This window comes from Vibrio sp. 2017_1457_13 (genome assembly GCF_030851525.1).
Lineage (GTDB): Bacteria > Pseudomonadota > Gammaproteobacteria > Enterobacterales > Vibrionaceae > Vibrio > Vibrio metschnikovii.
The window spans coordinates 1-14,775 of record NZ_VHTA01000005.1; the positions used below are offsets into that span (position 1 = coordinate 1).

Sequence of the window (14,775 nt, forward strand, 5' to 3'; positions counted from 1 at the left end):
CTGAAGTGCTCTTTGATGGTATTAATATTCATGGCAACACCTTAAAAAAGGAGCATAAGATCACAGCCCGCACGTCAGGTCAAACTTAACCTCGCATTGCGCAAAAAACGTTCATGATCTTGCCCTGCCTATTCAGGGCTGTCAGGTTAGCGTGCAGATGCACTAGATGATCGGGATAGTGTAAAACCAGATTGAAGTAATCAATAGTCTGCGCGCAGGGGCGCATCATCCGACATTTCTTGCCCGAATTCATAATCATTATGCGACAATCATAAACACTCAAACATAGGACTCAGCCTTAAGGGCTGTAGTCCATTTCCTATCGCCTTTTCTTTTTTGTGTATCGAATAGACTGATAAAAATAGCGAATGAAAGCATTACTCAGGATTCACTCATCACACAACACATTAATATATAACATTTTCTATAAGCTAGAGATAAATCTTATATTTATTATAAAGATATCGATAATCATCTAAATCTTTTTTCCAACGTAATTCTAGCTTTTTAACCAATGATTCAAGTTCAGTGACTTCTTTAGAATAAGATTGAAGATCAGCGAGAAAGCTTTTCGTACCAATCAATTTAGCGAGCCATGCGGGTCGAATAACGAAATGAGATTCTTGATAATCAAGGTAATTCGCTTCTTGATCGTATGCTACAGCTAAACTTTTAGCATTATGTTGAAACGCAAGCCACCAGCGAACAAACTCTTTAATACTCGCACGATAATGCTGCGGGTTAGCATAATTAAAACGCTCTCCATAAACGGTTTTCCCTCCTTGAGGCCAACCATAAGCGGTGATAGATGGATCAATGTGATATTGAGTATTAATGTAAAAACTAGGATCCGGAAAACCTAATTGTTCATGAGGGAAAGATGAACCTCTCCCCATATTCACACTGGTTGCTTCGAATAGTCCCAATGCTGGGTATAGACGTATTGCTAAGTCCGTTGCTAAGTTAGGTGATGGATTAATTGGCAAAGAATACGGCTGCTGGTGGGTGTAATTTTTCATGGTTATAACATGCAGCTTTTCAACGGGTAAGCGGTATTGCTCCGCCCCAAACAAACTCCATCGATATTCATCAACCCCAGTCAACCACCCTTGGCCAACAATCATCGTCGCGAGCTCACCAGAAGTCAGTCCATGTACCATAGGAATGGGATGGATACCGATACCAGATACGTTCTCCTCCTCTAGTAATGGACCATAAACATAATCACCATTAGGATTTGGGCGATCAAAGACCATGAACGCTTTGCCATACGCTTGAATGCTCTCCATCATTCGATGCATTGAGATTGTGTAAGTAAAAAAACGTACGCCAACATCTTGCAAGTCGTATATAACAATATCGACATTAGAGAGTTGATCTTCTGTTGGTCGAGCTCTCGGTCTGCCATTATCGCTCCCATATACACTGATTATAGGTAAGCCAGTTTTATCATCAATATGGTCGTTATCGCCCTCACCAGCCTCTTTATCACCTCGAATACCATGCTCAACCGCAAAGAGGGTGGTTACTTTAAAATTGTATTTGCTCTCTAAAGCAACTAATTTATCTATGGTATGCATACCTTTAGAATCTAAAGAACTTTGATTAACCATTAATCCAACATTTTTACCAGCTAATAGTGGACCATAAATGTCTTGTCTATCAACACCAAGTTGTAACTGATTACTTTCATCAGAATTACAAGCCAACAACCCAATTGATATAATTAATATAAAAATAGTTTTAAACCATATTTTCATTATTTTCCCTTACTCTATTAATGGTGAGTTTTATTTATGGTACGTTAATCCATGGCCAATCTTATATCTTAAGTCGCCTAAAGAACCATCTTCATTCTGATGATAAATATTAACTGGAAGTTTCCCTTTAGGCTCTAGCTGACCTGAAATTATTTTTGCCACTGCATTCATTACATTTGAACCAAGATCTTTTCCATTATTATCCTGACCATAATAGTTATAGGTAGCGATAGCACTGTGTGACACTTTTTCAAAGTTAACAATGTCATAGGGAGCCCGAAGAGTAACATGAATAACGTTTTTACCACGTTTAAATGCGTACTCCATTAACTCATAAGCGAATTTATATTCATCTATAACCGTATTATCATTAAAATTATTGGCATTAAAAACCAAACTACGTTGTAGATTATAATGCTCGAACCTGACATCACCATTATTTTCTACTGGTGAGGGTTTTGTTGATGCCGTTCCTATAATAATGATATCTGATTCATCAATAACTCGTTGTTCATCATCTTGAGTTGTCTGTGACATTAAACTGGCTGAAACATATTCAAATCCATGTTCGATCAACTCATTTTTTAGTGTCTTTGCTTTATCTCCCTCCCCATAATTTGGCATAATCACATGAACCTTACTGGTCATTTCTTCTGCAATAGGAAGTGACTTTGAACTACCAAACTCCGTGTTTCGAATCAGTGTTATCGCCTGCTCTGTGATGTTCTTCTGGATAATTTTATGTTCTGATTTTCCAATCGTATGATGAGCTTGTTGTTTTATCTTCTCAATCGAAGGTGGATTATTTTGTTTAATTAATCCATATTTCAATTTCGTTTTTACGATTCTTTCAACGGAACGAGTGATCTCTTGTTCTGACAAATCACCATACTGCACCGCTTGTACAATCTGATCAATTAACTCACTTAATTGATGGCTTTCTTGATCAGTGTGAATTAACACAGGCATTAACGCGATATCTACCCCAGCTTGAAAGGTTTTGATTACTGCTTCAGCTGGCCAAAAATGATCGGCAATACCTTTCATGTCCAGTGCATCAGTAATGGTTACTCCCTGGTACTGAAGTTCTTTACGTAACAGCTGGGTTTGAATTTCTCTAGAAAGTGTTGCTGGAAGAATCATCTCTTCCCCAGTCACATTACTTACAACCGTCGTACCGTCTAAAGCTGGATATTGAATATGCGCAGTCATAATCATGTCCGGTGCAAGACCGTTTTGAATAGCAAATCGATAGGGATATAAGTCCGTTGCATCCGCTTCTTCCCTTGATTTATTGACTATTGGCAAGCTGTAATGTGAGTCAGATTGAGTATCACCATGCCCAGGAAAATGCTTAAAAACAGGTACTACATTATTTTTAGCAAAGCTTTTTGCCGTTTCGCCTGCCATTAATCCAATTAACTTAGGATCTTCACCATAAGCTCTAACATTGATTACTGGGTTGAGAGGGTTTGACTGAACATCAACAACCGGGGCAAAGTTAACATTAAAACCAACTGCACCAACCTCTGCCGCTAAAATATGTCCAGCATCATAAGCCAATGAAAGATCACCACTGCTTAAGTAAGCAGAACCTAATGCCATGTTACCCGGCAAGTTAGTGGCTTTTGTCCTTGGTAAACGAACAACATTTCCCCCTTCTTGATCGATAGCGACAAAGAGGGACAGTGGATACTGCTCATGAGTTGAATTTTGTAAATCCCAGATTAACTGAGCGGTTTGGTCAATATCCGTCAAATTAGCACTAAATAAAATAATACCGCCAATATGATTATCCGATATGAGTTGGCTAACAGTGTCGTTGATTTCTATAAATCCATCTCTACATTGTGCATCTTGATCATCACACCAATAACGAAAAGACATCATGAGTTTTTCACCAATCTTTTCTCTTAACGTCATTTTTTGAGTTATTTGCTGTGCTTTTTCTTGTAGAGGATCTTGTTTATCACGATCAAAACATCCGGTTAGTGTGATCATGATTCCAATAATAATCCAATAGCTCTTTATTTTTGTTTTCATCGTATCTCCATGAATTCCAGTTATTAATATTTTTATTCTCAAATTAATTACCGCTATATCGTATGTATTTTTATTGATAGTTCTACGATATAAATCACATCTAACTCTATTCAGGATAACCATTAAAAGTGGAATACTCATTAACCAAAAATAAATAATAGGAATTAATTTACAATAAAAACAATTAGTTATACGAAGTACGCGCTTTAAAATTTATTCTCCAAAAGAATAATCCCTCTTTTATATAAACAAATAAATTATGAAAATTGATATTAAACAAATAACCTAAACTAAAAGTAGGAATAAACCACAAAAAACAAGGATTAATCCTACTTTTAATTCAACATGAAATCATGTAGGGAAAATTTAAAAACTATAGAGTCCAGTAAATGAGAAAATCTCAATCGATGTGGATGAAAAAATACAGTTGGGGAGTCATTGTTTAAATAGGAGAGATCCAAGAATTATAAAGTTGACCTAAATCAGATCAACTTTATACATATTACTGATATAACTCACTTACCTTATCAATATCAGTCAACGCTAAATTTATTAGTGCAATTCTACACGCACAGTTTCCCCTGTCTCGCTACTTTGCAGCGCCATCTCTATCAACTGGATGTTTTGTAGCGCTTGCTCGGCGGGTACTGGGTTATCGGTGCCAAGTCGAATCGCATCGGCCACGGCTTTAAAATAGTGTTGATAACCACCGATTTCTGTCTCGATTAATTCTGAGCCTTGCTCACTGTAGAGCTGCCCATAAAGATATAAATCCTCTTTTGCCCATTCAGGGCTGTCGGGGACTCTACCTTGCTTTAAATACTCTTCTTGTGGGTCAAGGCCCTGCTTTACAAACTTGGCCTTAGTGCCCAACACATTAAAGCGTAAATTAGGCTCTGGGCTATAGAGGTTAGCGTGCAGATGCACCAGGTGATCGGGATAGTGTAAGATGAGGTTGAAGTAATCAATGGTCTGCGCGCCGGGGCGCATCATACGGCATTGGGCGTTAATCGCTTGTGGTAAACCGAACAGCACCAACACTTGATCGAGTAGGTGAGGAGCAAGATCAAACAAGATCCCACCACCATGTTGTGACTGCTCGCGCCAGCGTTGACGCACTTGTGGGCGATAACGATCAAAATGTGACTCGAACAGACGTACTTCACCTAATCGTCCCTCTTTAATCAGTTTTTGCACGGTGAGGAAATCCCCATCCCAACGTCGATTATGAAAGACACTCAGTAACAGACCTTGCTGATGGGCAAGATCGATCAAGGCCCGTCCCTCTTCGACACTGGTGACAAAGGGTTTTTCGACAATCACATGCTTACCGTTTTCTAGCGCTCGCTTTGCTAAAGGAAAATGGACATCATTGGGCGCGGTGATGATCACTAGCTCAGCATCGCTGTTATCTAACAAACTCTCTGCATCTTGATACCACTGAGCTTGTGGCCAATCAGCTTCGACCGCGGCTTGCTGACTGGAACTGATCGCGCACAATGTCAGTTCCGATAAGCTTTGAATAAAAGGTAAATGGAAGGTTTTTGCCGAGTAGCCATAGCCAATAACGGCGGTTTTGATTGGATGGTAGGTCATGATTGAATCTTCTCTTTTGGTATGTCGAGACTATCTTCATCATGCCCAATGCCGCTCTTGGGGTAAAGGTTTGTTTATCATAGCAAGCATTTGACAGTCAGCAGCCCACAAAAGAAAAAACCACCATCAAAAAGACAGTGGTTAGCACATAGAACTCAATTAAGCGGCGGCGATGTAATGTCGTTTGGTATGCTTTTTTTGTTGCAGCTCGGCTATCAACGCATCGATATCGACCTCGATATTAAAACGCTGCTTGAGATTGGCGAGGAAGATAGGATCTTCACACATCGCTTTTTGTGGCTCATCGCTGATTTTGGCGACGGGTCGCCCGCAACATTCCGTTAACTTAATCACGATAGACAATGGCTTATAGACTTTGCCTTGCGCATTTTTCCAATCCGCGAGATCGTTAGTCAAGAAAGTACCAATCCCGAATGAAACGCGCACTCTGCCAGCGAAGTATTCACACAAATCGAGTGCTCGTGCAAAATTGAGTCCATCAGAGAAAATAAATAGCTTGTTACGAGGATCAATACCAAGCTTCTCATAGTGAGCGATCATCTTATCACCCCAGGTAAATGGGCAACCTGAGTCATGCCGAACGCCATCATACGCTTTCGCTAAATGGACATTAAAATCGTTGAGAAAAGCATCAATATTTAAGGTATCGGTTGGCGCAATAGCAAGCTGACCATCAAAAGCGCGCAGCCACTGTTCAAGGGCAACGCGTTGTGAGTCTCCGACATTAACCAACGCTTGATGGCCCATAAACCACTCATGAGCAATCGTACCAATCGGCTTGAGATTAAACTCACGAGCAAAATGATAATTACTGGTGCCTAATAACTGATCAGGAATTTCTTGTTGTAAGTAAGCAATCACATCTCGCTGAACTTGGCTGGAAAAACGTCGCCGCGTACCCATTTCGGTCAATGAGAAGTTGCTGATCCCACGCTGAGCAATTTCTGCTTTTAAAGCTTGCACTTTATCAGCCAATACTTGCATCGGTAACTCGGCGGGCACTTGCGCCCAGTGACGACGACTACGAACTTCAGAGATCAAAGCCATCACTAATGTTTCATACAAAATGGTGTCTCGCCACGTACCTTGGATCGCGATGCGTAGCTGGCGCTTGCCCTCTTGCTTAATGATCCCCATTTCCACTTGACGCTCTGGTTGAAAATGGAAATAGCGTAATGACTGTAAAAAAGTGTGATTAAGGTGTGGGGCATGTTGCTCTAAATAAACAATGTCAGCATCCGAAAAACGCAGTGAAGCCAAATGATTGATTTCTTGGCGAACTTCTTCTAATAAGCCACTCAGGTCTTCATCGCTGCGTACAATCAATTCATAGCGCACCTCAACATCCGGATACAACGAATGAACAGCCTGCATCATATTGATTTTATAGGCATCAAGATCCAGCAAACTGCGGATAAAAAGAGGAGAAAACAGGCGATCGCTCATGATGATGCCATCCTTTCGTTCGGTTTTATTCAGTCATTACGTTAGTAACAACGTGTTGCTAACTTTTGGCGAACAATAAATTACCCTTGCAAGTTTGTCAACTTTTGTGACAAACCTAGTCGTCCACCAATTAACCTCGTTATAAATAGGGACAACGCAGATTAACCCGCTAGTCATAGCAACAATCACAGCACGTTTATTATCCAAGTCATGTTTGTCACAAAATGTTATTTACATTTGACCATCATCATCCACTTACCTAGAATAGACCCGTTGTTGATAAGAGAGCCCATTATGATTGTCACTATCGATATGATTTGCCTGCGTCTTGCGCCAAAATCTATCCAAGTTTTATTGGTGAAACGGTCTAATCCGAACCGGCCGGATTGTGGTAAATGGGCATTGCCCGGTGGGATAGTCTATGACGAAGATATGACCGCTCATGGTGGTGAACCGGTCGATGAGGATTTTGATGCGGCGAGACGACGTATTTGTCGGCAAAAAGTCCATACCTATCCCAACTTTATCAGCGATCCGCTGGTTGATGGCAACCCCAAACGCGATCCGAATGGCTGGAGTGTCAGCATTTCTCATTACGCTTTATTAAACGCTTCTAATGTTAAACAGATCGAAGATTTTGGCATCGACCCCGAACGAGCCAATTGGTTTGATCTTCCTCCCCTACTTAACGGGGATATGGCACTGGCTTTTGATCATGTCGCACAAATTCAGCATGCATGGCAAAAATTACGCGCTGCGGTTGAATACACGTCGGTGGTATTATTTTCATTAGAAAAAGAGTTTTTAGTCGCTGACATTATTGACGCCTACGCCAAATTTGGCGTCGAAGTCAATCGTATGACCATTAAACGCCGCTTGATCAATACCGGAGTGATCGTCAGTACCAATAAAATGGCCGCCTCTTGTAAAGGCAAAGGTGGCAAGCCAGCCACCGTTTATCGTCTGGCTAGTCACGAAGTGACCTATTTTCAAACCTGTTTACGAGGTTAACTGATCGAAAATCATGTACAGTAACGGTGATGAGGTTAACTGATAATAGATGGGTAGGTAGGAAGCAATGCAGATTATTCTTGTTCATGGACTTTATATGCATGGCTTGGTAATGCATCCTCTGAGCCATCGTCTGCATAAATTGGGTTATCGTACTCAAACCATTAGCTACAACTCACTCGCGATTGATGATGAGACTATTTTCCGCCGTCTTGACCGGGCGATCGCTCATGGTTCCCATAATGCTTTAGTCGGACACAGTTTGGGCGGATTGGTGATTAAACGTTATCTAGAATCACGCACGCCTTCTGGTGATACCGTCTCCCATGTCGTTGCTATTGGCTCTCCTTTGCAAGGTGCTTCGATCGTCAATAAAATTGAGCAATTAGGTTTAGGGGCAGCACTAGGTAATTCTGCCGAATTTGGCTTAAAACAACACCATGACGAATGGCGCTATCCGCAAAAGCTTGGCAGTATTGCCGGCACAATACCTTTAGGTCTGCGCAGCCTTTTACTGCGTGATCAACTGGACTCCGATGGCACAGTGACAGTAGAAGAAACCAAAATAGCTGGCATGACAGATCACATCGCAATATCGACCACTCATACGAGCATGCTGTTTAATCATTCCGTTGCCGAGCAAATCGACCACTTCCTTCGCTATGACCGCTTCCGACGCTAAGGTCGTTGGAGACTTCTGGCGACCTTTTGCTTCACATCAAACCGATGACGGTAGAAAACATACCCACGACTTAATCAGAGGGTATTTCCATCATCAGTGCTTTACCATGCAATAAACAGTCAGCAACTTTACGTCTGGCCGCTTTGACTAAATTGGCGAGTGTCTGCCGCGATACGCCCATGACCAACGCCGCCTCTTGCTGTTGTAAACCTTGGTAATCGACTAATCGGATCGCTTCAAACTCATCGGCTGCTAATGTGACGCGTTGTAATTGCGCCATCGGAATGCCGTTAGGTTTGAAACACGTTTGTGCAGGCACACCACAAATGTGTCTGGGAATTTTAGGACGAGCCATCACTGTTCTCTTTTCTGGGCATTCATAGCGCCGTTAATCGGTATTGTGTCATTTTAGCAAGAAAAGGCAACGTAACGCTTTATAATCAAGCTGATGCTGCTATCGATTGATAAATTTAACAAAATGATACAAAAGCAAAACAAATTAAACATTTATAACCTATCTCACATTCAACTTAGTTAATAATCAGTACACTCTGCCGGTTTTTGACTATTGGAGTACCTATAATGAATCGACTGTGGATCGGTTTTGGCTTGTTATTGATCCCTCAACTCGCGTCTGCAAGTAATGCCACCCATGACGCACCACTTGTACTTACTCATTCGACGATTGGCTATGCCTCTTTAATTTTATTTTGCTTCGCCTATGCGCTGGTGATGCTAGAAGAGTATTTGCAACTGCGTAAATCGAAACCAGTTTTGCTTGCAGCCGGACTGATTTGGGCGATGATTGGCTATGCCTATCAACAGCATGGTAATGTTGATATTGCACGAGCCGCGCTCGAACATAACTTGCTGGAATACGCAGAGTTATTGCTGTTTTTGCTGGTTGCCATGACATACATCAGTGCGATGGAAGAGCGGCGCTTATTTGATGCGCTGCAAGCTTGGATGGTCGGTAAAGGCTTTAATTTTAAAACCTTATTCTGGCTGACCGGTATTTTGGCTTTCTTTATCTCACCGATTGCCGATAACTTAACCACCGCACTACTGATGTGCGCGGTAGTGATGAAAGTCGGTGGCAGCAACACTAAGTTTGTCAATCTGGCGTGTATCAATATCGTCTTAGCGTCTAACGCAGGGGGGGCATTCAGTCCATTTGGGGATATTACCACTCTCATGGTATGGCAAGCTGGTCATGTTACGTTTATGCAGTTTATGGATCTGTTTGTACCTTCGGTGGTCAATTATCTGATCCCTGCTTTCATTATGTCGTGGTTTTTACCCAAAGAGCAGCCAGACGCAGTTTATGAACAGGTAGAAATGAAACGCGGCGCACGACGAATTGTCGCACTGTTTATTTTTACCGTCGCAACCGCCGTCTCTTTTCATGCCCTATTCCACTTCCCACCCGTGATTGGCATGATGATGGGCCTTGGGTATTTACAATTCTTTGGTTATTTCCTCAGAAAAACATTAGCCCGCTCATTAGCTAAAAAAGCCGCAATGGCGATGGCGAAAAATGATGAGGCCGCGTTAAAACGTCTCGGTTCTGTGGTTCCTTTCGATGTTTTTCGACGTATTTCTCATGCCGAATGGGACACGCTCCTGTTTTTCTACGGCGTAGTGATGTGTGTCGGCGGGCTAAGCCTGCTCGGTTATTTAGGTTTGATGTCGGAGCTGATGTATACCCAGTGGGACCCAGTATGGGCAAATATTGCACTGGGTATCTTGTCGGCGATTGTCGATAACATCCCTGTTATGTTTGCGGTATTGAGTATGGAACCGGAGATGTCGCTCGGCAACTGGTTATTAATTACCTTGTCTGCGGGCGTTGGTGGTAGCTTACTTTCTATTGGTTCAGCGGCTGGGGTGGCTTTAATGGGGGCAGCACACGGTAAATACACCTTTGTCGGCCACTTAAAATGGGCTCCGGTGATCATGCTGGGTTACGTAGCGAGTATTGCCGTGCACCTACTGCTCAACCAAGGACTATTTACCTAACCTTGTCTCAACATTGCTATGGTGTTGAAAACAGTCATCGACACCGCTAGCAACGCTCAATAAACCAAGGCAGAGGGATGATGATCATCAAATCCTCTGCCTTGCTTTTATTGATCAACGACCAGCATTTACGGTAGTACCGCTAAACCATACACTGCCGTTAGTTGTTTTGTGGATCAGCATCTAAACGTACCCAGACATGGCTCATCTGGTACAACGCACACGCACTGCAGGTTAAAACTTCCCCGCCACCGTGAATACGCATCACTAAATCATCCCGCTTCTCTTTCGAACTTTGCCGAAACTGTATCGCCAATTGATTATCTTTAACAATAAAACTGCGTTGCCACAAACGCGTACCGTTCGACTCAAACGCCACTTCACCGTCTTTGAAGAGCAGCATATCTTGATTATGCTGATTATCGTACTTACCTTCAAAAGAGAACGTCGGTCTATCAGCCAGACGCTCTAATTCTTCTTGGCTACAAGCGACTAACAGAGCAAGCAACAGCAGGGTAATTGCTGTTTTAAACCACTGACGATGCATGCTCCTCTCCTCCTGCTATGTGCTGCTTACTATCCTGCGAATGACGACCGCTGATTGATTCCGTTGAGCCAAGCATCACAACTTCTAGCGCTCAAATAAATACACATATTTTGGTAATGAACAATATGCATAAGTATAGAACAAGATTCGATTTACTGACTTAACCTTAGCGTGATCGTCGATTAATTAACCAACTCCTCGCGTGATCAACCAAACCCATTTGCTGATACCTACCTTTTCGCCAGTCACTAACGGTGAGAGTATCAAATGGTATCTGGTTATCGTACCTAGAGATGCGCAAAATGAATAGTCAGTAAAATCTGATTCATCACCCTACAAAAGCGTTAATCGTCATCGAGAGAGCATTACGGAACTTATCCCTTTCCGACTTAACGCTACCGCTTTAACTCGAAAGGGGATAATCAACATTAGCGCAATAGAGTGATGTACCCTTGCAAAACGATCAGATTCACAATATCAATGAAAAAGGCCCCGACAATCGGCACGACCATAAAAGCTTGGGGAGAAGGTCCATAACGGTTGACTATCGACCCCATGTTCATCACTGCCGTTGGTGTCGCCCCTAAGCCAAAACCACAATGGCCACTCGCCATCACCGCGCCATCATAAGTTTTGCCCATTATTCGAAAAGTCACCGTATACGCGAACAGCGCTAATATCACCGATTGAACACTAAGAATAATTAAAAAGGGCAGCGCAAGATCAAACACATTCCATAACTTAAGGCTCATCAGCGCCATTGCGAGAAATAATGACAGCGATACAGTGCCTAGAATATCGACCGTTTCGGTATCGATCTTACCCATTTTGCTCACCTCCAACAGATTGGTGATAGCAACACCGATAAAGAGCGCATAAACAAAATCCGGAACCATTAACCAAGCGATCTGAAAATGTGCCACCCATTGGCTAACATAATGTGCCCCTGTGACACACAGTAAAATCGTAGCTAAACTTTCAACTACTTTTTTAGCAGTCACACGGTCTTCTTCATGCTCGTTGTACGTGACAAGCTCAGGAAAGCGCTGATGGGTTTGATTGCCAATACCGTAGTCAGATTGTAGATGATGTTTATCAATCAATCTTTTCGCCATTGGACTGCCAATGATCCCACCAATGATTAAGCCAAAAGTCGCAGAAGCCATGGCAATTTCGAGCACATTATCTAAGCCATAGACATTTTGAAAAGTCTGTGCCCAAGCCGCTCCGGTCCCATGACCGCCTGACAGGGTAATCGAACCCGCAATCAGCCCCATTAACGGATCTAACCCAAGCAAAGTCGCTAACGAAATGCCTACGGCGTTTTGAACAACGATAAAAACAGAAGCGACAGCCAAAAATAAAAAGACTTTGAGACCGCCTTTAACCAATTGAGTGTAATTCGCGGCAAGGCCAACGGTAGCAAAAAACATCAACATAAAGGTGTTTTGTAACGGCAAATCAAAACGTATATCTACCGCATTAAAATGTAATATGGTCAATACGCTGGCGACCACCAAGCCACCGACGATCGGCTCTGGTATGGTGAATTTCTTCAAGATCGGGATGTGAAAATTAATAGAACGCCCTAAAAAAAGCACACTGATTGCCACTAGAAAAGACTCTAGGGGACCAATAGCAATAACCTGATTCATGTTACCTCTCACTGCATGTATGATTTCGGTGATTCCCTAATTGAAATGGGTACTTTGGCAGGGTGCCTAGCAATAGCCTGTATTTCTAGAACCAATTGCTGTTTAATTCCCAAAAAATAAGAATAAAAAGCAAATTAATCGCAATTAATTCTCATAATTTGAGAAAAAGGCAAGCATCAGCCCTCACACAGAATCATGATTGAAAAAGGTTGCTTATAGCCAAACAACTTAGAGTTGCAGGTAGGAAGGAGATATGAACAATCGCGGAAAAAGAGGAAGGAAAAAGAAAGCCCAAGCGGCGTTTAGCGACTTGGGCTTTCTTTCTATTGGAAGCTATTCAAACGCTAACCTCAGTCATCGTCTCAAAACGAGACTTAACCAAAGATGCTGATATACCCTTGCAAAACGATCAGGTTAACAATATCAATAAAAAACGCACCGACAATCGGCACGACCATAAAGGCTTGTGGTGAAGGGCCATAACGATTGACAATCGAGCCCATGTTCATCACTGCCGTTGGTGTCGCTCCTAAGCCAAAACCACAATGCCCACCAGCAATCACCGCAGCATCATAATTACTACCCATAAATTTAAAAGTCACGTAGTAGGTAAAGAAAGCGAGGACGATGGATTGTACAGTGAGGATAATTAAAAATGGAATGGCTAAATCGAGCACATTCCACAGCTTTAAACTCATCAACGCCATCGCCAAAAATAAGGACAGCGAGACGGTTCCCAGCATGTCGATGGTTTCAGTATCGAGCTTACGAACTTTCGTCACTTCGAGTACGTTAGTGATGATCACACCGATAAACAAGGCATAAACGAAATCAGGGATCATCAGCCATTGGATTTCTAAAGTACTTGCCCATTGTGAAACGTATCGCGCTCCAACCACGCAAACAATCAAAAAAAACAGTTGTTCAACCACCTTTTTTCCGGTGACTTTATCTTCTTCATTTTCGTTGTAGGTGATGATTTCAGGGTGCCGTTCATGGGTTTTAGAGCTTCGACCATACACAGATTCCATATTGTGTTTGTTTACCAAACGCTGGGCCACCGGGCTACCAATTAAGCCGCCAATGATCAAACCGAAGGTAGCCGATGCCATGGCTATCTCAAGCACATTATCAAGGCCATACATCTCTTGGAAAGTTTGCGACCAAGCGGCACCAGTACCGTGTCCGCCAGAAAGCGTAATCGACCCTGCCACTAAGCCCATTAATGGATCTAAGCCTAACGCAGTCGCCATCGAGACACCGATGCCATTTTGAATAATGATATAAAACGACGCGATGGCCAAAAACAGAAACACCTTGGCCCCGCCTTTGATAAGTTGTGTGTAGTTCGCCGCTAAGCCAACAGTGGCAAAGAACATCAGCATAAAGGTATTTTGCAGCGGTAAATCAAACTCTAAATCCATACCATAAAAATGCAGCATGCTGATCAGGCATGAAACAATTAAACCGCCGACAATCGGCTCTGGTATATTGAATTTATTTAAAATCGGCAGCCTAGCATTAACAAAGTGGCCTAAAAACAGCACGCTGATCGCCACTAAAAAGGACTCCAGTGCCCCAACTGAAATTAAATGATTCATACAACCTCATCATAATATGCTCTTCATCCTCCATGATGATTGAGGGTTAATGGGATAGTCTATTCGATAGCTCACGTCCACAAAGATACGTATCTCAACCGTTGTTGTGCGCCTTAGGCTGATTTAATGGGTGGAATAAGCGATGGTTAACTCACGCTGTTTACCCTTTAAAATGTAAAAAGGAGCACACCACAAGTGGGTGGTTGCGCTCCTTTTTGCTGTTGAGCGTGCGCGAAAGCGGGTCTTTCTGGGCCACAATAGGCTCCTTTACATCAACAGAAATGACCGATGCTATCGGATAGCGTTGTGGCTATAGCCTCTATCGCCAAATCATTTGGGATAGAACAAGAGAAGATGTCCCTAGGGCGAATTTACCTTTAGCGATGTTTATTTT

The 14,775-nt window shown here is 42.4% G+C and carries 11 protein-coding genes; 3 read left to right on the top strand and 8 right to left on the bottom strand.

The window, feature by feature from the left end:
- Nucleotides 1-431: 431 nt before the first annotated feature.
- From FKN88_RS07765 to pncB, 4 genes are all read right to left on the bottom strand, one after another.
- Nucleotides 432-1,760: an exo-beta-N-acetylmuramidase NamZ domain-containing protein gene (locus FKN88_RS07765; RefSeq protein ID WP_154170792.1), complete on the bottom strand. Its 1,329-nt coding sequence runs from the start codon at nucleotides 1,758-1,760 to the stop codon at nucleotides 432-434.
- Between the two features lie 30 nt (nucleotides 1,761-1,790).
- The gene (locus FKN88_RS07770; RefSeq protein ID WP_306687456.1) at nucleotides 1,791-3,803 is read right to left on the bottom strand and encodes a glycoside hydrolase family 3 protein; all 2,013 of its coding nucleotides are present in this window, start codon (nucleotides 3,801-3,803) and stop codon (nucleotides 1,791-1,793) included.
- 552 nt (nucleotides 3,804-4,355) lie between these two features.
- A complete protein-coding gene (locus tag FKN88_RS07775) occupies nucleotides 4,356-5,399 on the bottom strand; it encodes an oxidoreductase (RefSeq protein ID WP_154170793.1) in 1,044 nt (347 codons plus the stop codon).
- Between the two features lie 159 nt (nucleotides 5,400-5,558).
- Entirely contained in the window at nucleotides 5,559-6,866 is a 1,308-nt protein-coding gene (pncB, locus tag FKN88_RS07780; protein WP_154170794.1) for a nicotinate phosphoribosyltransferase, read from the bottom strand.
- 294 nt (nucleotides 6,867-7,160) lie between these two features.
- On the opposite strand from pncB, the gene FKN88_RS07785 reads away from it, so the two are divergent.
- Nucleotides 7,161-7,877 (top strand): NUDIX domain-containing protein, encoded by a 717-nt coding sequence (locus FKN88_RS07785; protein ID WP_154170795.1) that lies wholly within the window; start codon nucleotides 7,161-7,163, stop codon nucleotides 7,875-7,877.
- A gap of 67 nt (nucleotides 7,878-7,944) precedes the next feature.
- A complete protein-coding gene (locus FKN88_RS07790; RefSeq protein WP_154170796.1) occupies nucleotides 7,945-8,559 on the top strand; it encodes a triacylglycerol lipase in 615 nt (204 codons plus the stop codon).
- A gap of 70 nt (nucleotides 8,560-8,629) precedes the next feature.
- Here the strand turns inward: FKN88_RS07790 and FKN88_RS07795 are convergent, their stop codons facing one another.
- Nucleotides 8,630-8,914: a DUF134 domain-containing protein gene (locus tag FKN88_RS07795; RefSeq protein WP_154170797.1), complete on the bottom strand. Its 285-nt coding sequence runs from the start codon at nucleotides 8,912-8,914 to the stop codon at nucleotides 8,630-8,632.
- Nucleotides 8,915-9,141: 227 nt separating this feature from the next.
- Between FKN88_RS07795 and nhaD the strand changes: the two genes are divergently transcribed.
- Nucleotides 9,142-10,578, top strand: coding sequence for a sodium:proton antiporter NhaD (gene nhaD, locus FKN88_RS07800; protein WP_154170798.1), 1,437 nt, complete (start codon nucleotides 9,142-9,144; stop codon nucleotides 10,576-10,578).
- Nucleotides 10,579-10,738: 160 nt separating this feature from the next.
- On the opposite strand, the gene FKN88_RS07805 is transcribed toward nhaD, so the two are convergent.
- From FKN88_RS07805 to gltS (FKN88_RS07815), 3 genes are all read right to left on the bottom strand, one after another.
- A complete protein-coding gene (locus tag FKN88_RS07805; protein WP_004396794.1) occupies nucleotides 10,739-11,125 on the bottom strand; it encodes a hypothetical protein in 387 nt (128 codons plus the stop codon).
- A gap of 428 nt (nucleotides 11,126-11,553) precedes the next feature.
- Entirely contained in the window at nucleotides 11,554-12,780 is a 1,227-nt protein-coding gene (gene gltS, locus FKN88_RS07810) for a sodium/glutamate symporter (protein ID WP_158137193.1), read from the bottom strand.
- 374 nt (nucleotides 12,781-13,154) lie between these two features.
- Nucleotides 13,155-14,381, bottom strand: coding sequence for a sodium/glutamate symporter (gene gltS / locus FKN88_RS07815; RefSeq protein WP_004396796.1), 1,227 nt, complete (start codon nucleotides 14,379-14,381; stop codon nucleotides 13,155-13,157).
- Nucleotides 14,382-14,775 lie beyond the last annotated feature (394 nt).

What these genes read in the sequence shown, in the direction of transcription:
- FKN88_RS07765 (WP_154170792.1), bottom strand. Translation starts at nt 1,760, where the DNA reads ATGAAAATATGGTTTAAAACTATTTTTATATTAATTATATCAATTGGG.
- FKN88_RS07785 (WP_154170795.1), top strand. Translation starts at nt 7,161, where the DNA reads ATGATTGTCACTATCGATATGATTTGCCTGCGTCTTGCGCCAAAATCT.
- FKN88_RS07805 (WP_004396794.1), bottom strand. Translation starts at nt 11,125, where the DNA reads ATGCATCGTCAGTGGTTTAAAACAGCAATTACCCTGCTGTTGCTTGCT.
- FKN88_RS07775 (WP_154170793.1), bottom strand. Translation starts at nt 5,399, where the DNA reads ATGACCTACCATCCAATCAAAACCGCCGTTATTGGCTATGGCTACTCG.
- nhaD (WP_154170798.1), top strand. Translation starts at nt 9,142, where the DNA reads ATGAATCGACTGTGGATCGGTTTTGGCTTGTTATTGATCCCTCAACTC.
- gltS (WP_004396796.1), bottom strand. Translation starts at nt 14,381, where the DNA reads ATGAATCATTTAATTTCAGTTGGGGCACTGGAGTCCTTTTTAGTGGCG.
- FKN88_RS07795 (WP_154170797.1), bottom strand. Translation starts at nt 8,914, where the DNA reads ATGGCTCGTCCTAAAATTCCCAGACACATTTGTGGTGTGCCTGCACAA.
- gltS (WP_158137193.1), bottom strand. Translation starts at nt 12,780, where the DNA reads ATGAATCAGGTTATTGCTATTGGTCCCCTAGAGTCTTTTCTAGTGGCA.
- pncB (WP_154170794.1), bottom strand. Translation starts at nt 6,866, where the DNA reads ATGAGCGATCGCCTGTTTTCTCCTCTTTTTATCCGCAGTTTGCTGGAT.
- FKN88_RS07790 (WP_154170796.1), top strand. Translation starts at nt 7,945, where the DNA reads ATGCAGATTATTCTTGTTCATGGACTTTATATGCATGGCTTGGTAATG.
- FKN88_RS07770 (WP_306687456.1), bottom strand. Translation starts at nt 3,803, where the DNA reads ATGAAAACAAAAATAAAGAGCTATTGGATTATTATTGGAATCATGATC.